The organism is Chitinophaga sp. LS1, assembly GCF_034274695.1.
GTDB lineage: Bacteria > Bacteroidota > Bacteroidia > Chitinophagales > Chitinophagaceae > Chitinophaga.
In genome coordinates this window covers 7,335,289-7,360,620 of sequence record NZ_CP128362.1, presented here as the reverse complement: position 1 = coordinate 7,360,620, position 25,332 = coordinate 7,335,289, and the positions used below count along the sequence as shown (strand labels likewise).

Annotated in this window: 18 protein-coding genes and 1 tRNA gene; 16 read left to right on the top strand and 3 right to left on the bottom strand. The window is 44.7% G+C overall.

The features are described 5' to 3' along the window. The first annotated feature begins 26 nt into the window (after nucleotides 1-26). The 5 genes from QQL36_RS30100 (at nucleotide 27) to QQL36_RS30080 (ending at nucleotide 4,432) form a co-directional block, all read left to right on the top strand. On the top strand, nucleotides 27-980 hold the full coding sequence (locus QQL36_RS30100; RefSeq protein WP_321567823.1) for a GNAT family N-acetyltransferase: 954 nt from the start codon (nucleotides 27-29) through the stop codon (nucleotides 978-980). A gap of 161 nt (nucleotides 981-1,141) precedes the next feature. Further along, nucleotides 1,142-1,699 carry an NUDIX domain-containing protein gene (locus QQL36_RS30095; RefSeq protein ID WP_083722378.1) on the top strand — a complete coding sequence of 186 codons (558 nt, stop codon included), beginning with the start codon at nucleotides 1,142-1,144 and terminating at the stop codon, nucleotides 1,697-1,699. A gap of 79 nt (nucleotides 1,700-1,778) precedes the next feature. Next, nucleotides 1,779-2,582 (top strand): 23S rRNA (guanosine(2251)-2'-O)-methyltransferase RlmB, encoded by an 804-nt coding sequence (gene rlmB, locus QQL36_RS30090; RefSeq protein WP_083722377.1) that lies wholly within the window; start codon nucleotides 1,779-1,781, stop codon nucleotides 2,580-2,582. Between the two features lie 24 nt (nucleotides 2,583-2,606). After that, nucleotides 2,607-3,452 (top strand): hydroxymethylglutaryl-CoA lyase, encoded by an 846-nt coding sequence (locus tag QQL36_RS30085; protein ID WP_321567822.1) that lies wholly within the window; start codon nucleotides 2,607-2,609, stop codon nucleotides 3,450-3,452. Nucleotides 3,453-3,454: 2 nt separating this feature from the next. Further along, a complete protein-coding gene (locus QQL36_RS30080) occupies nucleotides 3,455-4,432 on the top strand; it encodes a GSCFA domain-containing protein (protein WP_321567821.1) in 978 nt (325 codons plus the stop codon). 154 nt (nucleotides 4,433-4,586) lie between these two features. Here the strand turns inward: QQL36_RS30080 and QQL36_RS30075 are convergent, their stop codons facing one another. Next, a complete protein-coding gene (locus QQL36_RS30075) occupies nucleotides 4,587-6,071 on the bottom strand; it encodes an MFS transporter (RefSeq protein WP_083722374.1) in 1,485 nt (494 codons plus the stop codon). Nucleotides 6,072-6,354: 283 nt separating this feature from the next. On the opposite strand from QQL36_RS30075, the gene QQL36_RS30070 reads away from it, so the two are divergent. Next, nucleotides 6,355-8,538, top strand: coding sequence for a patatin-like phospholipase family protein (locus tag QQL36_RS30070; protein WP_179091071.1), 2,184 nt, complete (start codon nucleotides 6,355-6,357; stop codon nucleotides 8,536-8,538). Between the two features lie 125 nt (nucleotides 8,539-8,663). On the opposite strand, the gene QQL36_RS30065 is transcribed toward QQL36_RS30070, so the two are convergent. After that, on the bottom strand, nucleotides 8,664-9,260 hold the full coding sequence (locus QQL36_RS30065; RefSeq protein WP_083722372.1) for a tRNA-(ms[2]io[6]A)-hydroxylase: 597 nt from the start codon (nucleotides 9,258-9,260) through the stop codon (nucleotides 8,664-8,666). 56 nt (nucleotides 9,261-9,316) lie between these two features. Here QQL36_RS30065 and QQL36_RS30060 point away from each other — a divergent pair, with 56 nt between their 5' ends. From QQL36_RS30060 to QQL36_RS30050, 3 genes are all read left to right on the top strand, one after another. Further along, on the top strand, nucleotides 9,317-10,429 hold the full coding sequence (locus QQL36_RS30060) for an aminotransferase class I/II-fold pyridoxal phosphate-dependent enzyme (RefSeq protein WP_083722371.1): 1,113 nt from the start codon (nucleotides 9,317-9,319) through the stop codon (nucleotides 10,427-10,429). Nucleotides 10,430-10,847: 418 nt separating this feature from the next. After that, nucleotides 10,848-13,271: a penicillin acylase family protein gene (locus QQL36_RS30055; protein ID WP_321567820.1), complete on the top strand. Its 2,424-nt coding sequence runs from the start codon at nucleotides 10,848-10,850 to the stop codon at nucleotides 13,269-13,271. An 80-nt stretch (nucleotides 13,272-13,351) separates the two neighbouring features. Beyond that, a tRNA-Lys gene (locus tag QQL36_RS30050) sits at nucleotides 13,352-13,424 on the top strand. A gap of 575 nt (nucleotides 13,425-13,999) precedes the next feature. Here the strand turns inward: QQL36_RS30050 and QQL36_RS30045 are convergent. Further along, entirely contained in the window at nucleotides 14,000-14,833 is an 834-nt protein-coding gene (locus tag QQL36_RS30045) for a hypothetical protein (RefSeq protein WP_321567819.1), read from the bottom strand. Nucleotides 14,834-15,363: 530 nt separating this feature from the next. On the opposite strand from QQL36_RS30045, the gene QQL36_RS30040 reads away from it, so the two are divergent. From QQL36_RS30040 to QQL36_RS30010, 7 genes are all read left to right on the top strand, one after another. After that, nucleotides 15,364-15,897 carry an RNA polymerase sigma-70 factor gene (locus tag QQL36_RS30040; protein ID WP_321567818.1) on the top strand — a complete coding sequence of 178 codons (534 nt, stop codon included), beginning with the start codon at nucleotides 15,364-15,366 and terminating at the stop codon, nucleotides 15,895-15,897. A 54-nt stretch (nucleotides 15,898-15,951) separates the two neighbouring features. Continuing rightward, on the top strand, nucleotides 15,952-17,127 hold the full coding sequence (locus tag QQL36_RS30035; protein ID WP_321567817.1) for a FecR family protein: 1,176 nt from the start codon (nucleotides 15,952-15,954) through the stop codon (nucleotides 17,125-17,127). A gap of 74 nt (nucleotides 17,128-17,201) precedes the next feature. Then, nucleotides 17,202-21,299, top strand: a complete 4,098-nt coding sequence (locus QQL36_RS30030) for a SusC/RagA family TonB-linked outer membrane protein (RefSeq protein ID WP_321567816.1) — start codon at nucleotides 17,202-17,204, stop codon at nucleotides 21,297-21,299. A gap of 24 nt (nucleotides 21,300-21,323) precedes the next feature. Next, complete coding sequence (locus QQL36_RS30025) at nucleotides 21,324-22,694, top strand: RagB/SusD family nutrient uptake outer membrane protein (RefSeq protein WP_179091070.1); 1,371 nt, start codon at nucleotides 21,324-21,326, stop codon at nucleotides 22,692-22,694. A gap of 28 nt (nucleotides 22,695-22,722) precedes the next feature. Beyond that, entirely contained in the window at nucleotides 22,723-23,712 is a 990-nt protein-coding gene (locus QQL36_RS30020) for a DUF1735 domain-containing protein (RefSeq protein ID WP_179091069.1), read from the top strand. Nucleotides 23,713-23,714: 2 nt separating this feature from the next. Beyond that, entirely contained in the window at nucleotides 23,715-24,212 is a 498-nt protein-coding gene (locus tag QQL36_RS30015) for a TlpA family protein disulfide reductase (protein ID WP_083722363.1), read from the top strand. Between the two features lie 5 nt (nucleotides 24,213-24,217). After that, the gene (locus QQL36_RS30010; RefSeq protein WP_321567815.1) at nucleotides 24,218-25,330 is read left to right on the top strand and encodes a TlpA disulfide reductase family protein; all 1,113 of its coding nucleotides are present in this window, start codon (nucleotides 24,218-24,220) and stop codon (nucleotides 25,328-25,330) included. The last annotated feature ends 2 nt before the right edge of the window (nucleotides 25,331-25,332 follow it).

Genomic DNA, 25,332 nt, shown 5'->3' with positions numbered 1-25,332 from the left:
TTATCTCATCAAAAACAAAAGGAAATATGAACACAGCAACTGACCCTATCCGGCTGATAGGCTGTGCACCAGACCTGTTGCCACACTTTGAAAGATTAAACAGACATTGGATCGAAAAGTATTTCACCATTGAACCGACAGACATCGCGGCATTACAACATGCCGATAAAGATATCCTTAGTAAAGGAGGGAAGATTATCTTTGCAGCAGCCGAAGATGAAATAGTAGGCACCGTCGCCCTGAAACACATAGATGTAGAAAGTGCAGAAATGACGAAACTAGCAGTAGATGAAAAGTTTCAGGGGTACAAGATAGGTTGGCGCCTCGTAAAAGAAATCATGCGCATTGCGGAAGAACTGGGATACAAAAAAGTAGTACTTTACTCCAATACAATCCTGGTGCCTGCGTTGAATATGTATGAAAAAATCGGCTTCAGGGAAATACCTGTAGAACCGGGGAGGTACCAACGCAGTAACGTTAAAATGGAATATACCTTTGGAGCTGAGCATCCGCAGTACACGGTAGCGGGGGAACTGAAAACGCTGATTAATGAGTGGGGACAACTTCTGGCCAATATCAGCGATATGCAGGCAGCAGCGCGGCCCAAAGCCGGAAAATGGAGTATAAAAGAAATATTGGGACACCTCGTAGATTCAGCAATTAATAATAACGTTCGGATAATACGCGCACAACAGATATCTTTGCTGCAAATTCCGGGATATGATCAGGAATTTTGGGTAAAGGGACAGGCCTGGCAGTTTATGAACTGGCAGAATTTAATTAAATTGTGGACCATTTTCAATGAGCACCTGGTACTAACGATACGGACTATACCAACAGAAGTCTTGCAACATACAGTTAAAGTAAACGAGAACGACCCGGTAACGCTAAATTACCTGATCGTTGATTATGTAATACATATGAAGCACCACTTGTCACAGATAAACGAATTATTCAATTTGAAGAAAGATACGATTTAGATTTAGGTATGATGATCAAAGGTATTTACCGCCGTTCATCTGGTTGACATCGTCCCGCCTCTGCGCGGGACGTTTTTTTATACCCCATTTTTGATTTTTATAACCTGTATTTAATGACAGGCCCGGCACAATCCTTGTCACAATTCCTACATTTGTAAATTATGGATCTGAATCATAACCCATGGACGATCTTGTCCAGCAAAGTAGAATATGACAATCCCTGGATCAGTGTAACGGAACACCAGGTACTGAATCCGGCAGGAGGGAAGGGCATTTATGGCGTAGTTCATTTCAAAAATGCCGCCATTGGTGTTATTCCCTATGATGAAGAAGGTAATATTTACCTGGTAGGGCAGTTCCGTTTTCCATTGGAAGAGTTCTCTTGGGAGATTCCAGAAGGTGGAGGCCCCCTGGGTACAGCTCCCCTCGATTCTGCCAAAAGGGAGTTATTGGAAGAAACCGGTCTGATTGCGCATAGCTGGATGCCGATCGTAAAAATCCATTTATCTAATTCAGTGTCAGATGAAGCTGGTGTGGTTTACCTGGCTCGTCAGCTGGAGCAGCGGGAAGCTGAGCCGGAGGAGACGGAGCAGTTGCATATCAGAAAAGTTCCTTTTGAGGAGGCTTATCAGATGGTGAAGAGGCATGAGATCACGGATTCGTTGTCGATAGTTGCTATTCAGAAGATAAAGCTGATGCTGCTGGAAGGGGAGCTGTAAATTCCCTTTGGATGGTAGTCTTTCAGAAGATACCCCCCTGCTGCTGGAAGGACAGCTCTAAATCTTTATCTTTGCGGCAATGGAACATAGAAGACATAAGTCTGCCGGTTTTCGGCAGCATTCGCCCAGACAACATGCGCCCAGGCCAAAGGCCTCGTCCATGGTAATAGGGCGTCAGCCGGTAGTAGAGGCCATTCAGGCCGGAAAAGCCATCGAGCGCATTTACCTGTTACGCACAGCCACGGGAGATATTATCCCCCAGATCAGAAGTCTGGCTACTCAGTATAACATTCCCATCAACATGGTACCGATGGAAAAGCTGAATGGCCTTACCCAGGCTAATCACCAGGGGTGTATTGCCATTACAGGCCACATCAGTTACCTTGACCTGCAGGATGTAATCTCTCACGTCACTGAAGCAGGCGAGACTCCACTGTTCCTTATCCTGGACGGCATCACTGATGTCAGAAATATCGGGGCCATTGCCCGTAGCGCGGTATGTTGCGGGGCACAGGCCATCATTATCCCTGATAAAGGTATTGCTGCACTCAACGAAGAAGCGATCAAATCATCTGCCGGTGCATTGGAGAAAATCTCCGTCTGCCGTGTAAATAGTCTCCTGAAAGCAATAGATACCCTACACCTGAATGGTATTAAGGTAGTCGCCAGCGAAATGGAAGCCGAAGCCAAATTGTTTGACCTGCCTTTGAATGAACCGGTGGCGGTGATCATGGGATCGGAAGATCAGGGCGTTTATCCAGCTCTGCTGAAGGCGACGGATGTACAGTTCCGTATTCCGATGAGTGGTAATTTTGAATCTTTTAACGTATCAGTGGCAGCAGGGATTATCCTATACGAAGCGATGAAGCAGCGAGGGATCTAAACTTACTTTCTAAAATCATCCACCATGAAACTCATTGAATGTCCCCGCGACGCAATGCAAGGCTGGCACCGGGCCATCGACACCTCCGATAAGGTTAAGTACCTGAACGCCTTGCTACGCGTTGGTTTTAATACAATAGACTTTGGCAGCTTTGTATCTCCCAAAGCCATCCCACAAATGGCCGATACAAAACAAGTCCTGTCAAAACTAGACCTGTCCGGTACCAAAAGCCGGCTCCTGGCTATTGTAGCAAACCAGCGGGGGGCAGAAGAAGCCGTGGTGCATGATGAAATCGCTTACCTTGGATACCCGTTTTCCATCTCAGAAACCTTTCAGCTACGCAATACTAACAATACGATTGCCGATTCACTGGAACTCGTAGATACTATGCAGGAGCTCTGTATCAAAAACAGCAAGCAACTGGTCATCTACATTTCCATGGGTTTTGGCAATCCCTATGGTGACCCGTACGATGCAGCCATAGCCCTGGAATGGGTGGAGAAACTGGTAGAAATGGACATCGTTACCATTTCACTGGCAGATACGGTAGGGGTAGCCACACCCGATATCATTAAAAAGCTCTTTTCTACATTAATAAAAGCATACCCTGTCGTGGAATTCGGCGTGCATTTCCATTCTGCTCCCCACAACTGGGAGGAGAAGGTGGCCGCCGCCTACGCAGAAGGGTGTCGCAGATTTGATAGTGCTATCAAAGGGATCGGCGGCTGTCCGATGGCAAAAGATGAACTGGTAGGCAACCTCGCTACAGAACGCCTGCTGGAATTCTGCCTGCAGCAGCACGAGCCCTTACACCTGGATATGGAAGCTTTGCGCACCGCCCAGCAGATAGCAGACAGTATTTTTTATTAGTCATGAACTTTCGCCTTACATTTCCGGTTACGCCTTTTTCCTCACCATTGCAATATGCAGATCGCTTATTGCTGATGGGGTCCTGCTTCGCAGAAGAGATAGGAGAGCGGTTGCAGGGGCATTACTTTGATGCGCTGGTCAATCCGCATGGTATTTTGTACAATCCGATCAGCATTACCCAGTCGATTCACAGCTACCTGGATAACAAAGTTTATTCGCAGGAAGATCTTTTCCAGCAGGGTGACCTTTGGCATAGCTGGGATCACCACAGCCGTTTTTCGGGATTGGACCCTCAGACCGTACTGGCAGGGATCAATGCCCAACAGGAAGCTGCAGCCAAAAGACTGGAAGAAGCAGATTGGTTAATGATCACCTTAGGTTCTGCCCATACTTACACCTTACAGGAAACCGGAAAGGTAGTAGGCAATTGTCATAAAGTACCTGCATCAGCTTTTTATAAGAAAATGCTGAATGCACAGGATATCATCTCTGCCCTGGACAATGCAATGCACCGGTTGTTTTTCAGAAATAGAAAAGTAAAGATCCTGTTTACAATAAGTCCGGTAAGATATGTAAGAGATGGGGTAGTGGAGAATAACCTGAGCAAGGCCATCCTCTTACAGGCAGTACATCATATGGTCAATAAGTTCGACCGGTTGTTTTATTTTCCTGCGTATGAGCTGGTCGTAGATGATTTGCGGGATTACCGGTTTTATAAAGAAGACCTGGTACACCCCAACGAAATGGCGATAGATTATGTATGGCAGCACTTCATCAATGCCGGACTTGCTGATAAGACCTTATTCAATCAGATATCTGACCTAAATCGTGCAGCTGCGCACCGGCCATTTAACCCGGAAGGGAAACAGCATCAGCAGTTTGTAAAAACTTATTTTAATAAGGTAGAACAACTGATAAAAGAGCATCCTTCTTTACCGCTGCAAAGTTTATCAGACCGCTTCACCTCACAACTATTATAAGCGGTTGCGGAAATAAAAAATCAGTTTCTGTTCGCCAGATCCAACACCTTCGCAACTAAATTCCTTCAATAAAAAGCGGTTGCGAACCACCAGGTCCGCAACCGCCCCTACTAGAATCCGGAAGAATTGAGCAGCAATTCTTCCGGATTCTACCCTATTCTTTAGATATCATATTCTCCTTAATAAACACCATCCCAATCACAAAACAAATCCCCGCCACCCCAATCGGGTACACCAACCCCGCCAAATGATGATGCGTCTGCGTCACCAATATCGTCGCCACTGTAGGCAACAACCCTCCAAACACCCCATTCCCCAAATGATAAGGCAAACTCATCGAAGTATACCTGATCCTCGCCGGAAACAACTCCACCAAAAACGCCGCTATCGGCCCATACACCATCGTCACAAATAACACCTGCACCCATACCAGCAATACCAATTGTATCACACCACTCTTGCCCACTACCACCTCCGTCTTCTTCTCCTCTTTCCCATCTGTATTCACCACCGTCTCCTTCACCTTCGTCTCATCATCATACACCCTCGTCTTCACGGTCTTCTCCACATTCTGCATCTTCTCATTCCTCGTCATCGTATTCTCTATCGTATACTTCGCCTTCTCCTCCGTCTTCAAACCAATATTCCCAATCTGATCCATCCTTGCATATATGGGATAATACGCCAGCGCCGCTACCAACATCCCCGCCATCATAATCTTCTTTCGCCCGATCTTATCCGACAACCACCCAAAATAAATAAAGAACGGCGTTCCCAACACCAGCGCCACCGCTATTATTATATTAGACTGCACAAATTCAATGTTCATCGTCTTTTGCAAAAACGACAAAGCATAAAACTGCCCCGTATACCAGATCACCCCTTGGCCCATCGCGGCTCCAAACAACGCCAGCAACACCACTTTCAAATTCTCTTTCTTGCCAAAACTCTCTTTTATCGGGTTCTTCGCCGTCTTCCCCTCCGCTTTCAACTGCGCAAACTCCGGCGACTCCTGCAACCGGATCCTGATATAATAAGACATCAACACCAGCAACACCGACAACCAGAACGGCACCCGCCATCCCCAATCATTGAACTGATCCGTCGTCATGCTACTCCTCGTAATCAGGATCACCGCCAGCGATACAAACAACCCCAACGTAGCCGTCGTCTGTATAAAACTTGTATAATACCCACGCTTGTTATGTGCCGAATGCTCTGCCACATATGTTGCAGCACCTCCATATTCTCCACCCAGCGCCAATCCCTGTAATAGCCGTAATATCAATACAATAATCGGTGCCAGTACGCCAATCGTTCCATAACCCGGTACCAGGCCAATAGCAAAAGTAGACCCACCCATGATGAGCAGGGTAAGTAAAAAAGTATACTTCCTCCCGACAATATCCCCCAATCTCCCGAACACAATCGCGCCAAAAGGCCTGACCACAAACCCCACTGCAAAAGTGGCCAGTGTCATTATGTAAGCAAGATCAGGATTGCTGGGCGGGAAAAACTTTTCAGCAATTATAGCAGACAAACTGCCAAAGATGTAGAAATCATACCATTCTATCAGCGTGCCGGCCGAAGAAGCCAGGATCACCTGCCAGATGTTGTGCGCAGTCGTGTTTTTTATCATACTTGTGGAAATATAAGGTAGTCCTAATAGTTTGAAATGCTACAAATAGTTGTATAAAATAATAATAAAAACGCAAATATTATATTTTTTGAAGAGGCAGTTAAACCGTAGATTTTGGATAAAATTGAGTCTCCCTATGCCTGCTACAGATCATCGCGGGAAAACTCATTTTTTAAACTTATTCTGCTACCTTCGGGTCAAATCAGGGAACTTACAGTCAAGATATATGCGTTTCAGAAGGGTATTTGTTTGTTGGTTAGGGATCATTTTATTTCCTGCTGTCATGTTTGCACAGCAGCCGGGGACCGGTCGTCCCAAAATAGGAGTGACCCTCAGCGGTGGAGGCGCCAAAGGCCTGGCCCATATCGGTATCCTCGAAGCCCTTGACAGCGCCGGACTACATATAGATTACCTCACCGGCACCAGTATGGGGAGCATCGTTGGTGCCCTCTATTCCATGGGCTACTCCGGTTCCGACATCGAAAGAATGGCCAGGGAACTCGACTGGAACAACCTTTTTACCAACCAACCCGTTCTCACCGACATCTCTTACGAAGAAAAGAAAGAGTATAATAAATATATCATCGAAATCCCCTTTGAATTTGGCAAACCCAAACTGGCCTCCGGCGTAATTTCCGGTGAACAGCTATGGCTGGAGCTTGCACGTATGTGCTGGCCTGCCAATGGGGTGCGGGATTTTTCCAAATTCAATATTCCTTTTAAATGTATCGCCACCGATGTGTCCAATGGAGCCATCGTCACACTCGATACCGGCGATATTGTCACTGCTATCCGTGCCAGTATGGCCATTCCTTCTATTTTTACAGCGATCAATATAGGTGACCGTAAGTTGGTCGATGGCGGTGTAGTCCGCAACTTCCCGGTTATCACCGCTAAGGAAATGGGGGCCGACATCGTGATCGGGTCCAACGTATCAGGAGGTCTTCGCAAATCAGATCAGTTGCAAACACCACTGGATGTGATCCAGCAACTCGGTTTCTACAAAGACGCCGACGACTTCAAGGATGAACGACAACTCTGCGATATCTTCATTCAGCATAAACTGGAAAACTACAGTGCCGCCAGCTTTGGCAGCGTTGATTCTATCATAGAAATAGGTAAGCGCAAGGGCAGAGAGATGTATCCCGTGTTTAAGCACCTGGCCGATTCACTACAGGCCATCAATCCATTGCCACCTTTCGAAAAGAACCGTTTACCTTTTACCGCTGATATTGAACTGACTGAAATTCGAGTAAATGGTCTCAAGCACTCAGATGAGAAATTTTTCCTGGGGCGCCTTGGGCTCAAAACCGGTGGCTGCTACACTTCCCAGCATATCAAAGAAGCAGTGCTGAATGTATTTGGTACCCGATTCTATAAAATGATCACATACGACCTCATACCGGATGACAAGCGCCAGACCATCATGAACGTAAATGTGGAAGAGAATCCGCTCACGTATGTAAAATTCGCACTTAGTTATAATAGTTTTACAAATGCCAGCGCGATCGTCAATGTTACACAACGCAACTTTATCATACCTAACTCCCGTGCATTTGTGACCGTCGCTATCAGCGAAAATCCGCGTGTGCAGGCAGAGTACTTTAAATATACCGGTCATGACAGGAACTTCGGTGTAGGCCTTGGTTTTTACTTCGAGGATAACTCGATGACACAATATGAAAACCTGAAAGCAAAACAGGATTATCATAGTAAATACTTAAACACCGATATACATTTCCAATGGACATTAAATAGTATGATGGCCATGGGTATCGGTACCCGTTGGGAGTTCTTAAACCTGAACCCCCGCTATGCAGATGAGCAGGAAATACGTGGAAACAGCACACAACTAAACAGCTATTTTTATATCGGTATGAACTCGCTCGATAGAAAGATCTACTCACGCAAAGGGATCGATCTGCAGTTCGAAGCAGGCTGGATCTATAATGAAAACCCGGGTTTCAGGGTGTTTCGTGATGGGGTGCAGCAATCACTGGATTCTACCAATATCAACTTTGCCGATTACCAGCGGGCTTTGTTGCAGGCAAAATACCATATTCCATTTGGATATAAAGGCGCTTTGCAAATTCAGGCCGGTGGCGGTGTGAACTTCAATCACAAACAAGGTCCGATCAATGCTTTTCAGATTGGGGGATTGAACAATGTCCTGCGCAACCAGTTGCCGTTTGTAGGGATATTGGAAGGAGAGGTGAGTACATCTTCTGCCGCTACATTACAACTGGCGTATCAGTATGAAGTGGCACGGAATATCTTCACCACGCCAAGGGTAGGTGCTGCAGTGTATGATTTTATGGGGGATGTGGAAACGAAATTTAAATACCTGAGTGGGTATGGCATATCAGCTGGCTATTCTACATTCATGGGGCCGATAGAAGGCACAATGATGTATTGCGATCAGGATGGCCGGTTACGTTTTTATGTAAATATTGGGTTTAATTTTTAAGCTATAAAGAAGGCTTCAAGGGAACCACCATTGAAGCCTGTGAATAATTACTTGTATAGATGCTGTCCCGCTGGTTTCAGGATCGGTTTCAATGATGAACCATGTAGGATAATGAAAGTCTGCTTCTAATGAATCCTATCTCCCCTCACTTCCATTTTATCCATTATATCCGCCTCAATCGTCAGCCATTCCTGCCAGCGCGCTTTTACCTTCTCTTCCGGTAAATACTCATTTGCCAGGTCGATAAATAACCGGTAATGCCCTGCTTCAGAAATCATAAATTTCCGGTAAAACTCACGGAGATATTCATCTTCCAGATCTTCACTCAATAATCTAAACCGCTCACAACTTCTTGCTTCAATCAGCGCAAAAGTCAGCAACCGATCCAGGAACACCGTATCCGGATCCCCCCCTTTATTCTGATGCTGCATCAACGCATTTACGTATAGATCTTTTCGTTGTTTTCCCAACTGAAACCCTCTCTTTTTCATCTCTGCCAGTACCTGCCGGAAATGTCCCCACTCTTCAGTCACGATCGGCGCCAGTTCCTGTACCAGTCTATCTCTGTGCGGATAACGCTGAATCAAAGAGATACAGGAAGTTGCAGCTTTTTGCTCACAAAAAGCATGGTCTGTCAATACTTCTTCCAGGGAAATAGCGGCCAGGTTTACCCAACGTGGGTCAGAAGGAAGATGAAGTCCAAGGATAGATACTTTACTCATGCGCGTTAAGTTGCTTTTCATTAATTATCGTCCACAAAGTTACTTAGCTTTGAAAGATGAAAGAAGATTTTCTTTTAGCGCAACTGGCAGCACGCAAAGAACAGCACGCCCTCCGTCAATTACGCCTGCCGGCACCCGGTATGGTAGACTTTTGTTCCAACGATTACCTTGGCCTGGCAAAGAGCATGGCCATGCAGGAAGCCGTACATAATCTCCTTGCCGCGCGGCCTTTCGCCCACGGCAGTACCGGCTCACGTTTACTGGCAGGCAATTACCTCTGGGTAGAAGAAACGGAAATTATGTTGGCAGGATTTCATCAAAGTGCCGCCGGGTTAATTTATAACTCCGGCTACGATGCGAATCTTGGATTATTCAGCGCTGTACCCCAAAAAGGAGATACGATCATTTACGATTCCCTTATCCATGCCAGTATCCGTGATGGCATCCGGCTTTCCAAAGCGCAGGCATTTTCTTTCCTGCACAATGATACGATTGATCTTGAAAAGAAACTCTCCAACGCCACGGGCAATATCTTCGTGGCAGTAGAGTCTGTGTATTCCATGGATGGAGACTTTGCCCCTTTAACCGCCATCGCGGCCATTTGTGAAAGGGCAGGCGCCCACCTCATTGTAGACGAAGCCCACGCCACGGGTGTAGTCGGTGCAAAAGGCGAGGGCCTGGTACAGCACCTGGAATTGCAGGCTCAATGTTTTGCCAGGGTACATACATTTGGCAAGGCTGTAGGATGTCATGGTGCCGTCGTGCTGGGTTCCAGTCATTTACGTGATTATCTTATCAATTTTTCCCGCTCATTTATATATACCACGGCCCTGCCACCTACTGCGATGGCAGCGATCATGGCCAGTTACGATTTGTTTCCTTATATGCAGGAAGCCAGAACTCACCTGGCGGCTTTAATTACCCGATTCCGGAAGGGAGTGGCGGCGCTGGATACATTGCCCAGTGAAACGCCTATTCAGGTTGTTTTGACCCCTGGAAATACGGCTACTAGGGAATTGGCGGCGCGACTTCAGGGAGAAGGATTGGATATCCGGGCCATTTTACATCCTACTGTGCCCAAAGGGAAGGAAAGGCTGCGTATTGTATTGCATAGTTTTAATACAGAAGAGGAAGTGGATAAGGTGATTGGGGTTTTGACTAAGGGGTAAATAATGGGAACTCGCTGGTTATCGCATTTCTTGCTAAAAGGTAGTCGATACCCCCCACGGGATATCATTTTTCTTGCTAAAGAGTAGCTAATGCGTCCTCGCTGGTTATCGCATTCTTGCTAAAAGGTAGTCGATACCCCCTCGCGGGATGTCGCTTTTCGTACTAAAAAGTAGCTACTCCCCCCTGCTGGTTACAACCGTAGCCATAGCACTTCTTTTGCATTCTCAGGGAGATAACCCGCCTATAAGCCGCCTATATCCCGGCTATAAGCCGCCAATAACCCGCATCTATAAAGAGGCGGGTTATTGGCGGCTTATAACCGGCTCACCTACGATTCATCCATATGATTTCATTATTGCCATCCACCAAAATCACCGCGGCTGAAAAAATTGTATATTAGCTATTCACTTCCTTGCTATGAGAATCATACCATTTGCCATTACGACCGGAATAACCGCTTTACTTATTTTTGCTTTGTCCCACAAATGGGGTGCACTGCCCCCTGTTGGCCCATTACTCAGTCCTCAGGAAGGTTTTTGGCAAAACGCCACCCCCATCAGCAAAGATTATAATGAAACCATCCACCTCCCCGGCCTCACCGGCAAGTCCGAAGTCTGGCTGGATGACCGCATGGTCCCTCATATCTTCGCTGAAAACGACGCAGACGCCTACTATATAGAAGGTTTCCTCCACGCCCGTGATCGCCTCTGGCAAATGGAATTGCAGATCTTCGCCGCCTCTGGTCGTCTCTCTGAAATACTCGGCCCTAAAATGGTCGATTACGACAGAATGCAACGCCGCCGTGGCATGGTTTACAGTGCTGAGGTCGCACTGAAGGAAATGGTAAAGGATCCTTTTACCAAAACCGCTATCGAATCTTACGCTGCAGGTGTAAATGCCTACATTCAAACATTGAGCAAGGCAAGTCTGCCCATAGAATACAAGCTCCTTGACTACAAACCGGAGCCCTGGACCACACTGAACTCCGCTGTCCTCCTCAAACTGATGGCAAACGATCTGGCCGGTGAATCCGAAGACCTCGAATACACCAACGCCCGCCGTATTTTCAGCAAGGAAGATTTCAACTTATTATACCCTGATTTCAATGATAGCCTGGACCCGATCGTGCCTAAAAACACCCACTTCGATCCGGCTACCGTGAAAGCAGTAGCGCCACCAGACAGCATTATCAAACTGGCGGGTGCCTTACAGCATTTTAAAGAAGAAAAACCGGATCCGGACAATGGTAGCAACAACTGGGCGGTAGCTGGTTCTAAAACCCGCTCCGGTGCGCCGATCTTGTGTAATGATCCTCACCTTGGCCTGAGTCTGCCTTCCCTCTGGTACGAAGTGCAGCTGCACACACCGCAACAAAACACTTATGGTGCTTCGTTGCCCGGTGCGCCCGGCGTGATCATTGGCTTCAATAACGATATTGCCTGGGGGGTAACAAATGGGGAAGAAGACGTAAAAGATTTCTACAAACTGCAATTTCGCAATGGCCGCAAACAGTATTTATTTAATTGCACCTGGCGCGATGCATACCTTCGTATAGAACAAATCAATATCAGGGGACAACAACCTTTCTACGATACCGTCGCCTACACCATATGGGGACCTGTCGCCTACGATAACACCTTCCCTGTACATCAAAAAGAAGAATTTCAGTTCCTCGCCATGCGCTGGAAAGCCCATGACCCATCGAACGAACTGCGTACTTTCCTGCTCCTCAACAAAGCAAAAAATTACGACGACTACCTCGCAGCTATCAAAGACTATCAATGTCCGGCACAGAACTTTGCCTTCGCTTCTAAAGATGGTGACATCGCTATCTGGCACAATGGAGAATATCCATTGCGCTGGAAGGATCAGGGTAAATTCGTGATGCCTGGTGATGACAGCACCTTTGCCTGGCAAGGGTATATACCACGAAACGAATTACCACATCTGCATAATCCTGCCCGCGGTTTTGTTAGTTCTGCCAATCAAAATCCGACAGACGATACGTATCCATACAACTTTGTCGGTGGCTATGATTTGTTCCGTGGTAAGCGTATCAATGAAGTGTTGGCGGCAGATAGCCAGATCACTATCCAGGATATGATGGCTTTGCAAAATGACTACACCAATTTGCTGGCAAGGGCTGCCATTCCTGTATTTGGTGCACATCTTTCCCAATCATTACTCACAGCCGATCAGAAAAAATACTGGCAACTCCTCACATCCTGGAATCAGCAAAACACTGCTGATAGCAAGGCTGCGACTGTGTTCCAGTTAGTATGGAATAATCTGCAAAGCGAAATATGGGATGATGATATGGCACAGTTCGGAGAAGATGTATACCAGATGCCATGGGAAAAAACAACGTTGAATCTGCTGATAAAAGATACTGCATTTCACTTTATTGACAACATCAACACACCAGAGAAAGAAACCTTCTCCGGCCTGATGTACGCTGCCCTGGCCAAAGCAGCGGATACCGCAAAAGCGTTGGAGGTGAAAAATAAATTAGAGTGGGGGCGTTACCGTGGTACAGATATCAGACACATCACCCGTAGTATTGTTCCGTTTGGCGCATATCACTTATATACGGGTGGTGGCAGACATATAGTGAATTGTATAAAGGAAAATCATGGTCCTTCATGGCGTATGATCGTGCAGATGGGAGACCCTGTAGAAGCTTACGGGATCTATCCTGGCGGGGAAAGTGGTAATCCTGGAAGTCAGTATTATGATAATGCGGTGCAGGATTGGGTGAATGGGAAATATTATTTGTTGCATTTGTTTAAGCCCGACCAGCGCGAGGATCCGGCTGTGAAGTATAGAATAATTTTAAATTAATTTAAAAAATAATTGCGTTTGGATTTGGAAGAAATAATTTAATTCCTATCTTTGCACTCCCAATCACGAAGAAAGGGAATGATTCCGTAGCTCAGTTGGTAGAGCAATACACTTTTAATGTATGGGTCTTGGGTTCGAGTCCCAACGGGATCACAGATACAGAAAGTCGCGATTAATCGCGACTTTCTGTATTTTATAATGATTATATCCGTTTCGACCCAATAACACTATATCAGGTTTTATAACGATTTAATATACCTGTTTGTAAAGTATTACCCTATAAATATTGTCTTTGATTATTGTAAAGTTCCACACCCTATATTTCAAATTGGCTAGAGTGGTTGATCTATGCAACTCGCTGCCCTCTTTTAAGATAAAGCCAAATACAATTATGCTTCTTTTGATATACAGTCTGGGATTACTACAATTCCATCGCGCTTTTCTATTTCTAAAGACTTATTTCCTCGGCTAGCACAGTCATTCAAAGTATCTCGAATCCATCTATGAGATTCCGACTACACTTCATAATCAAAACAAAATAGTCGCGATTACCCGCGACTATTTTATTTTGATCAGGCTGTCGTACACAGGTGAAATGGAAAGAAGGCTGCAGGCAGTTATTAGCCGATTTAGTAAAGCAACACATCCTCCATATCCAGGTTCGATTACTTACCTGTCCAGGGTAGAACCATAAAAAAGATCAGCAGCAATACTGACTTTTTGTATAATTATTTCGATTTAACATAGGTATAGTCAATAGTGAGCGTTGTTCCCATAAATGTAGTCTGTTGAGAAGACAGGTAACCTGTAACTGTATCGTAAGTAAGGGCGAAAACGTACTGTGAATCGGATTGCGTAATACCTGTTATATTATTTTTGCCCATAGAAATATATGCTAATGCAGAATTGCTCAGGAGATATACAAGAATAGGATCAGCACGAAATACAGCCTGAAATGCGTTTGACTTATTATCGTATGCATAGTTGGAGGTGAAGTTTGTTATTTGCGGCTGAGTCGTTGCAGAAGCTGCATAATAGCTGTACGTTGTGAAAGTTTGAGGATTCCCGTTAATAATCGAAAATTCTATATAGTACAGCGATTTACTGTCGCCATTTCTAACTGTATCCTTATTACCCATCATAATAACATCTCCCTGGCTATTGAATGTGAATACGGTGCTGTCCTGCACCATGCCTACATTATCCAACAGTAATATGATCATCTTTCCATCCCGGTATACGAGTGAGTCACTGCTCCCCCCTACGCGGCCCATATTATTAGTAAAAGTTACTTTCACACAATCTCCATTTGCGTTGTGTGAAAAATGGACAGTATCTATTTCCCCCTCACTTGTTGACATGGAACTCGTTAGTGTGGCTACGCTATTGTCATCATTATAGGTCAGCTCATAATTCGCGAAGGATCCGTCAGAAGCAGTTAGTTTGAAGGTTGCAGGCAGATATGCCTGTTCTGTGGGCGCCGACCCATTATTATTATCCTTTTTACAACTAAAGATAAGGGCTAAGACAAACGCCACAGGGATAAATTTTGATAACTTCATAGGATTTAATTCATTTATTATTCCCCGCAAATTAGTCCATTGAACAATCCATTATAGCCTGTCGACACTTTGTCGACACTTTATCTTCCTGTTTAAGCGCCTCTTTTCCTCCCTTACACAAGCCCAGCCTATACTAAGCATTTTTTACTTCAACCGCCACTTTTGTCTTTTCCCTGTTGTATGGCGTAAAGATTAACTGCTTTTCCTGTTATATCAGCACCACGAGAGTGATATTTTGTTCTTTGATATCTTCCTCAAAATGCACGTTCAATTGAAAATTTTGTCCGCAAACCAGTAAAAAACTTCGCCGATGATGCTTTATTATATGGATACACATCTTCCAGCTTTAAATATTATTACGACATAGTTGCCATATTTAACAGATATTGAATATCAGGCCCAAACAACAGATCAGGTCCGTATCAAATTAACCCAATTCCATACTGCCTTTGGGATGGCTATCCCCCAAATACAATAAAAAACATTCAAAAACCCCATACTTTTTGTATTTTAACCGCAAGGCCGTTAATATGTTTGGGACAGCTAGAACATCTGAATTTAATACCGTGGTAAAACACTATTACCCGGCTATCGTCTTTTTTGCAGAAAAAATAATCGACAACCATGCTGTAGCACAGGAAATCGCCCAGGATGTATTCGTCAAACTATGGGAAAAAGAACAAAGCTTTGACAATGACACCAGCATCAGAAACTTCCTATACTTATCTGCCAGAAACCGCTGCCTGAACTACATCCGGGACAATAGAAGAAAACAACAACGAGAAGAATCCATCCCGCTCGCACCCATCCCTGAAGATGACATCACCAACAACATCATCCTCGCAGAAGTATGGAGAGAAATCGAACTCGCCATCAACACCCTGCCGGAACAATGTAAAAAAGTGATAAAAATGACCTTCCAGGAAGGTAAAAGCACCGATGAAATCGCCAACCAACTGAATATCACCGAAAGTACTGTTCGCAATCAAAAAGCCAGAGGCCTTTCTCTGCTCAAAAAATCACTGTCTGACAAAGCATTTACTTTCCTGCTGTTATTAATTTAAAAATATTTTTTCAAACCCTTTAGACAAATACCACCCATTTGGTGTTATTATATTATGATGAGCCAACTACCATTAGAATTGCCATTTCGGATTGCTGCGTTAGTAAAAAATTACATAGCAGGCAATATCACGCCGGATGAACAGGCGGAGTTGGATGCATGGATCAACCTATCTGAAAAGAACAGGGAACTATGGGCCGAAATTTCACAAGGCGCAACTAATGAATGGACTTCCACACCACTCCATAATTATAATATGGAAAATGTGATCGGCTCAATTCATCATAAAATAAAAAAGAACAAACAGCGACGCACCTTCATTTACCTGTCTGCAGCAGCCGCTATTTTAATTATGATCGCTGTAGGTCTGCAATACCTGAAGGCGCCAAAAGAACCAGCCATGGAGTACGTTGTCATTGGCAACGAAGTTCCTCCCGGCACCACAAAAGCCCGCCTCGTAATGGCCAATGGCCATACAATCGGGTTAGACAAAGCGCGCGATTCCAGTTTTACGGAGGGCAATGGTGTACAGGTACAACAACAACAAGGTGTATTGTCATACCTGGCAAAAAACAACACCAAAGAAATGCCGACCTATAATACGCTGATCACTCCCAAAGGTGGAGAGTATAAATTAGTCCTTGGTGATGGTACTGTCGTATGGTTAAATGCAGCTTCTTCCATCCGGTTTCCGAACCGGTTTTCAGGAAATCAACGTGAAGTACAACTGACCGGTGAAGCTTATTTCGAAGTGACACACGACCCGAAGCGACCATTCATTGTAGCTGTAAATGGTACGGAAGTACAGGTATTGGGCACTGCCTTTGATATAAGAGCCTATCAACCTGCTATTACTTATACCACACTGGTAAATGGCGCTGTCAGAGTAGCATCCAAAGGTAGTAAAGGACAGGTCCTGCAACCCGGACAAATGGCCAGATCTGGTAACGGTGGGCTGAGTATTACCAATGCCGATATCGAGCAGGTAACCGCCTGGAAAAACAAACAGATTATATTAAGAGATGCAGATCTCAGGGACATTATGGAGGAACTGTCGCGCTGGTATAATGTAGATGTAGTATATGCAGGCGATTTCAATACAGCCACAGGTGTAACTATTGAAATCAGCAGAGAGGTGCCGTTAAAGAAGATATTAGAGATGATCATGCTGACAAAATCAGCCAAATTTAGAATAGATGGTGATGTAGTAACAGTTTTGCCGTTCAGATAAAACCAACATTTAATAATCAACCAAAAAAAAGCCGTAGACGTGTGGCCAGCGTTACGGTACTTAATCCTCCGACTATGAATCTAAAAATTACTTCACGGATGTGGAGACGGCTATGTATTGTCTTTACCCGGGGATATCTGGTGCTGCAATTGATGCTCTTCATGCCCGACGTCATTGCGCAGTCTTCTATTTCATTCAGTGTAAACAATGCCAGCTTACAATCGGTATTAACTACTATCAAGGCACAAAGTGGTTATGGAATCGTGTATACAAAGGAGCTAATGAAAAATACACGGCCTATTACGGCGTCTTTTTCCAATCAACCATTGTCTGCTGTACTGGCCCGCTGTTTCGACGGTCAGCCTGTTACCTACAAAATTGTAGACCGTAATATCATTATTACTGAAAGGCCGAAGGAAAATCTGTCTCAGCAAATGGCAGAAGATACCACGGTGGTAGTAACAGGGCAGGTGAGTGGTGCAGACGGATCTGTGCTGATCGGTGCTTCTGTAAAAGCACTGAATGGTTCTGCAGGTGTGACCACCAATAGGGATGGTCGTTTTGTGATCGCTGTTCCCAGAGGGAGTATACTTTCTATCTCCTATGTTGGCTTTAAACCTTACAAGGTAAAGGTCCAGACAAACATGGGGCGTTTATCTATCAACCTGGAACAATTAGAAACCACTTTAGGTGCTGTTAATATTTCCAACACCGCAAAGGTAAAAGATCCTACTTTGCAGATAGACCTGACCAACCGTAGCTATATGAACCTGGGACAGATCTTACAGGGTACTGTGCCGGGATTGAGTTTGCAAACGAGAAGTACGACCGTCAGATCAATCACCAGTATTGGGGTGTATAACCCAAGGCTGCTCTGGACATTTATGACGCCCGAACAGTTTGTGAAAGCCTATCCTACTTATGGTCAGTTAGTATTGGATGCATTTCTCTCCGGCAATTTTCCCACATGGATGAATAAAAACATCTACCAGGTTCGCTTTGCTACCCGGGTTTCTACTACACTGGTGCCTGAATTACGTGGATCCAACTCATTTGCCGGCAATACAGATGGAATGCTGATCGTAATTGATGGCTTTCCAAGAGAGGGTTTCCCCGCCGATTTTCCTATGAGCAATGTAGAATCGGTAGAAGTGGTCAAAGACCCAAAGGAACTCGTGAAATGGGGACCTAAAGCCATTAATGGGATCATCATGGTGAGAACCAGGCAAGGTAAAACCGGGGAGATCCATGTCAACTACTCTGTAAATTTATACTATACCCCTGCACCTAAATTTAACAGGGAAAAACTCTATCTGCCCTCAACCGGAGATGTGCTGGACTATGTAAGACAATCAGATACTTTATTTAACCAAAACACCTATAACCCCAACAACACCTTCCAGATCACACCTGCTGCCCGGTTGCTCAGCAAGCTGCATAATAATATGATTACGCAGGAAGGGTTTAATGCAAGCTGGGATTCGCTGGGACGACTGGACAACTCCGCTCAGCTGAACATGCTGCAGCAAAATTCATTTAACCAGAATCATTCCCTGTCTGTAATCGGAGGCACTAATAAATATAAATTCTCCTTAATCGGCGGGTACGCCACCAGTAGTGATAATGCGCTGAACGGGTCAAACAGGACCGTCAGCCTGAATGCCAATAACGGGTTTAACCTGCTGCATGACAACCTGAGTATCGGCTGGACTTTATATATAGCCAGTGTGACAAGTCGCGCAGGCTATAGTGTAAATCCCAGCAACTTAACGATACAGCCTTACCAGATGTTGCTCGATAATAATGGAAAATATGTATACGATTATTCATCGTTCAACCCTGATGCGAATGATATTATTATGAGCAAAGGCTACTATAACAACGGGGTGAACCTGCTGGAAGATGCACGGGTGAATAATTCGACGGATAAAAGTCTGCAGGCCCAATCCAGGTTAAACCTCAATTGGAAATTACTACCCGGATTACAATGGAGTGCTTCGGTGTTAAATACTTTACAGGATAATACCACCGATTTATTTTATGATAAATCATCCAGTTACGCCAGGCAGCTGGTCAATCAATACGGTCAGTATTATCAAAACGGGGTGAAATTTTATATACCCTATGGTGATATCCTGAACAGGAGTAAAAGCACTAACAAAGAATGGAACGTGCGATCCGGTTTAGCGTACAATAAAGCATTCGGCAGGAATGAGATTGAACTATCTGTAGGCGGTGGCGCAGCCAGCGTAGGTTACAGACGCCCTGGCAATTATGTATTGTATGGTTATAATTCAACTACCGGTACCGGTGCGCCTATATATCTGCCTACTCCTGATCCGAATGCTTCGATCGCAAACTATTATGCATTGTTTGCCGGCCAGGGTGCAACAGTCTATCCTTCCAGCCTGGTCGTGCCTGTCAACTTACTGAATACAAATTCAAGGAATATCAACTGGAACGGGGCAGCAAGATATACATACAATAAGCGATTCACCTTGTCCGGCCGTTATAACAGTGTGCTGAACCCAACCTATGGCCAGACTTCAAAATACTCCACGTTGACGAATTATAACGTAGAGGGTAGTGCTGAATTGTTCAAAGAACCTGTCAACAAATGGATCGATGATGTGGCGGTTGCTACAGGTATTACGACGATGCTGATGCCCGATCTGCCTGTCAATTTTGCTACCAGCAGATACCAGCAGGTATATTGGGATGACTATGGAATATGGGTAAATGGTTATTCTCCTACTCAACAGAGTGGCCAGTCTTCCCGGAATATTTATCAGCGTGTGAAAGTGGGTTTGGGCAGAGGAAGATATGAATTGTCTGTTGGATATAACACCCAAAAGATGACAGGGTTGAGCAGTACAGGTAGTACTGACTTAACAACGGCGGGTGACAGCAGCGCGGTGATCCATTATGTAAGTGCATCCCTGAAAGCTAACCTGCGCAAGGGGTTATTCAGCACCATGGTCACTTACAATAAATCTCCTGAAGGACAATCGCAGGTCAATGGCGTGCTGAAATATAACCTGGCAAAAGAAAAATACTTTCATTCTAACCTCATAAGTACTTTGGATATTGACGGTTTGATACAGAATATCAGCTCTTACCAGGGACTCGATTTAATGATGGGTACCAATGTGGCCGGCGGCGGATCTTATACAATGGCGACCAACAGTACGTTCACTACGTTGCCACCCCGCAACCTCAATTATGAAGCAAGGGCCCGGATCGGTATTCTCCATGACCAGTATATGCTGGATGTAAGGTATTATAACCGCACCTCATCAGGTGTGAATAGTAGTATCTCCGTCGCTGCAGATGCATCCAGTGGCCTTAGCAGCCAGATAGCCTATAGCAATATCGTGAATAAAGGTGTAGAGTTTTTCCTGAAGTCAGATTTTGTAAAGACAACGAAATTCTCCTATACGGTTACATTAAACGGCGCCTACAATGTCAATGTCGCAAAGTCTGTACCTACCCCGGGTTTTACCGCAACCGATGCTTATGCCACAGCTTACCGTGACGGTTATAATACAAGCAATCTCTGGGCCTTTAAATGGGCAGGTCTGGATAACAAGGGCAATCCTCAGATCTATGATAACGAAGGCAAAAAAACGGCTGTATTGGATAGTACTACCCTCGCTACTTCATTGACCTACGCTGGTGTACTGAGAGCCCCATGGAACGGTGGATTGATACATGAAGTGACCTGGGGATCCTTTTTTGGAAGAGCCGCACTAACCTTTAGCTGGGGCGCTGTGATGAAAAGATTTATTCCTACACCGTCTACTGATGTGGCCAATAGCAGTTTGATACGGTACAGATGGAAAAAAGAAGGAGATGAATTACATACAGATGTTCCTGCGATGACAAAAGATGGCTCCAATAGTTTCCGTGGTTTTGTTACGAACAATTCAACGAATAGTGTAATGTCCGCCAACTTCATCCGCTTGCAGGAAGTAATGATTGGCTGGCGGTTCCCACAGCAACTGGTGAAAAGAATGAAACTGAACAGTGCGTTGGTTACCCTTCAGGGACAGAACCTGGCCATGTGGACACAAAATAAATACCATATGGATCCCTCCGTGGTCGGTTCTAACGGTGTGATGGGAATGCCTATTCCTAAACAGTATTCATGCAGTTTCATGATCGGTCTCTAATGTTGAATCTTTAAACACATGGCAATGAATAAGATGATTTGTTTTTTACTGATGGTAATTGTGTTCACTGGTTGTGAAAAATTCCTTGATGTGAATCCATCGACACAGTCTGTTAATCCTACTACCATAGCTGACTTCCAGGAGATGTTGAATTCAGACTCACTGGCTGTTGGCAATTATATGCTGTCTGATTTAATGAGTGATGATGTACGTTTGACAAATGTAGAATTGAGCGGGCAGGATAATTTTTATACCCGCACATACCTCTGGAGCAATGTGATATGGAATCCTGCAGATGAAGATTACATGTATAGCAGCTCTTATAGCCGTATTCTACAAATGAATATTATCATGAACAGGGTTGGTTCCGCACCACAGGATTCTGTCAATACAGTGGAGAACCGGAGTAATGTGATCTCACAGGCGCTCATTCAGCGAAGCTACTATTATTTACAACTGGCGAATATTTACGGGGCAGGATATAACAGTGCGACCGCAGCTACTGATCTGGCAGTGCCTTTAGTACTATCGCCAGATGCATCTGCCAAGCCATCCAGGGCAACTGTAAAAGAGGTGTACGACAAAGTGATCACTGATTTGCGACAGGCGGTGAATAACCCCTATCTGGCCGGCATGGGCCGTAATATTATCCATCCCGGAAAGGCCGCAGGATATGCGCTTTTGTCCCGTGCTTATCTCTATAAGGCTACTTATGATTCCGCATTATTGTATGCAGATTCTTCATTGGCACTGGCTAGTTCACTCATGGATATTTCATCCAGTTATTCAGGTGCCACACAGTTGATAGACCTGCGCACAAACCCTGAAATCCTCATGGCCAAGGTGGCATATGAGCAAAATTTCTATTCACTGTCTAGTTATTCTTTCCAGCTAAGTTCCTCCCTCTATTCCTTATTGTCTTACTATGATGGCAGATATAATACCCGGCTCAGCGGATATTATTACAGAACGTCTACTTACAATGGTGCGACCACCTTGTTTTCTGACTTCAGCGTAAGCGTTCCTGAAGTCATGCTGACAAAAGCGGAATGCCTGGCCCGTAAAGGAGATGCTGCCGGAGCTGTAACCCTTGTCAATACACTGGCTGCTAAAAGGATCAGGTCTTATGTACAAGTAACAACGAGTAATGCGGATACTGCGTTGAGTTATGTATTGAGAGAACGTCGCCGTGAATTGTTTGTACGTGGCGGATTACGTACGTTCGATCTGAAGCGGTTTAATGTGAATACCAATACGCAGGTTACGCTTACCAGAAAACAGGATGACAGTACGGTGATCGCCACCTTACCACCTTTGTCTGGCAGGTACGTGATGCCATTTACCCAAACAGTACTGGCGAACAATCCTAATATGGTGCAGAATGTCAGACAATAAATTTTATCATCAAATTCAGCATGTATTTATGAAAAGATATGGTGTCGCAATATTATTATTAATACTCGTGTCCTGCACGAAGAAAGACGATGCGTTGACTGAGCTGGCCAGGGAATTAGGATCCTACAAATATTCCTATATAGAAACAGGTAACGCTATAATTTTAAATGGAGTTACGTCAGGAGAAAAAACGCTGACTTACCGCGGATTTCCGGTATCCCTGACAGGCAATGCTTCGGGAGAGACTGTGGTGACGGCTACTATTGATACTTCGCTCGTTGCTTCTTATAATATATTGTACAATGAAACGAATCCTTCCATTAGTGCAACAGCTTTTCTACCATCATTTAACGGTAGCTACCGGATTGCTGCCGGTGAAAATACGGCTACAGATTCGCTGTACATCACATTAAATGACGCATCAAAACTGAAAGACAGTACCCTCTACCTGGTACCGGTCAGACTGACTGCCAATAATGGAGGACAAGTGGCTACGTCTATCGTGTTTTTCAAAATGATGGTCACCATTACGGCGGTGGATCTTTATATTAATGGAGGTGCCAGTTTTGGGTATAGTTATCCGTACGCACGAAATGGTAGCCAGTACTGGGGATTATACCTTTCGACAGATGATTCCGGTCAGCCAATTGGTCCGGCCTCCCTGAACATAAGTGTGGCGGCAGGGGTACGTTATCCTGTTGATGAATTGCATGCCTATGCAGTTACAGACGTCAGCGATTCACTCATCACTGCTTTTTCAGCAGCTGCATATACGACCTACGAACGGTTCCCCGAGGGTACTTATGCAATTACGAAATCCAGTGCGACTGTAGCCCCCAATACATTGTACAGCAAAGATAGTCTTACGGTTTCATTCAGTAATTATTCAGCATTTAAGCCAGGTACCTTTTACCTTATGGGGGTAAAGCTGGTGACAGATTCGAATGATCCTTTAAGCGCACCAGCCAGAAAAGGTGTGACATCTTATGCTTTGTTTAGTTTTTACGTTTTTCAATAATTATGAAAAGAATATTTATCGTACTAGGCCTGTTGTGGTGTAATGGCGTGAAAGGGCAGGAGTTGAAAGATACAGTGGCTTATGCTGCAACACTGGGTGCTTATCAGTACAGGTTTGCAGATACCGCAGGCGTGCAACATTCATTGCAGGAGTTCGAAGGGAAATATGTATACCTGGACATCTGGGCTTCCTGGTGTTATCCATGTCGTAAGGAATATCCCTTCCTAAAAGAGCTGGAACACGCTGTTGATCCACGGAAAATAGAAGTGGTCAGTATTTCAATAGACCAGCAGGAATACCGGTGGAAAGGAGGGATGAATGGATATGGGATCAATGGAGGGGTACAATGGTGGGCCAGTGATACAATGTTTGTACAGGCCTTCCGGATAGACCGGATTCCACGATTTATACTGCTGGATAAAAAGGGGAAAGTCATGCAGTTTTCAATGACACGCCCATCGAATGAACAAACCATTACGTTCTTAAAAAAACTTAAATAAAAGGTATGAGGTGTAAAGTAAGTATGCTGTTAGTATTGCTGGCGGGTTCCTTTGGCATGGCAAAGGCACAGCAGCATTTTGTAATCAAAGGAAAGCTGGGGCATGTAAAAGAGCCGGCGAAGGTATTTATTATGTATAGGAATAGATACATACAGACAGATTCTGCCGAAGTGAAGAACAATGAATTCACTTTGTCAGGGTCAGTGGACCTGAAACAACGTGTAAACATCTTTATGCGGCAGGGTGGTGAGAGGGTGAATTCAGGAAGAATCTCCGACCAGGTCGCTATTTATCTCGAAGATGGCGTGATAGAAGTTACATCTCCTGATTCATTGACGCATGCAAAGGTAGGTGGTTCACAGCTGAATAAGGACCAGCAGGAAATGGTAAACAGTGTTGGTAACCTGAAAGAATTACAGGCGGGTATTGTTGAGAAATTTAAGAACGAACCAGATTCTGTAAAGCGGATGCAATTGATGGATGATTATAAGCAACTGGATGTATTATTGCAAACCAACCTGGTTGGATTTATCCAGTCACATCCTAACTCACTGGTGGCGATGCATGCATTGAAGAATAATTTTAATCCCACTGATAATGTAGAACTGGCATCCAGCCTGTTTAATGCAATGTCAGACTCCGTAAAGGCTTCCTCATCCGGGGAGATATATAAAGAGGCTATCGAAAATGTATTTAAACTGGGTATTGGTAAAACCGCGCCTGATTTTGCTGCAAAAGATCTGTTGGGAACTGAAAAACATTTATCAGACTTCAGAGGGAAATATGTATTGCTCGATTTCTGGGCCAGCTGGTGCGGACCTTGTCGCAGGGAAAGTCCAAACCTTGTGAGCAGCTATGAAAAGTTCAGGAATAAGAAATTTGAAATCATCAGTTTCTCAGTAGATAAGGAAGCCGATGACTGGAAGAAAGCGGTAGAAAAAGACCAGTATACCTGGACAAACCTGGTTGATTTTATAGACCCTAACACATCAGTTGCTAAACTGTATGGTGTAACGGCGTTACCTACAAATTTTCTATTAGATCCTACAGGGAAAATCATTGCACTGAATCTCAGAGGAGAGGATTTAGAAAAACAATTGGCTGCAATTTTAAATTAATC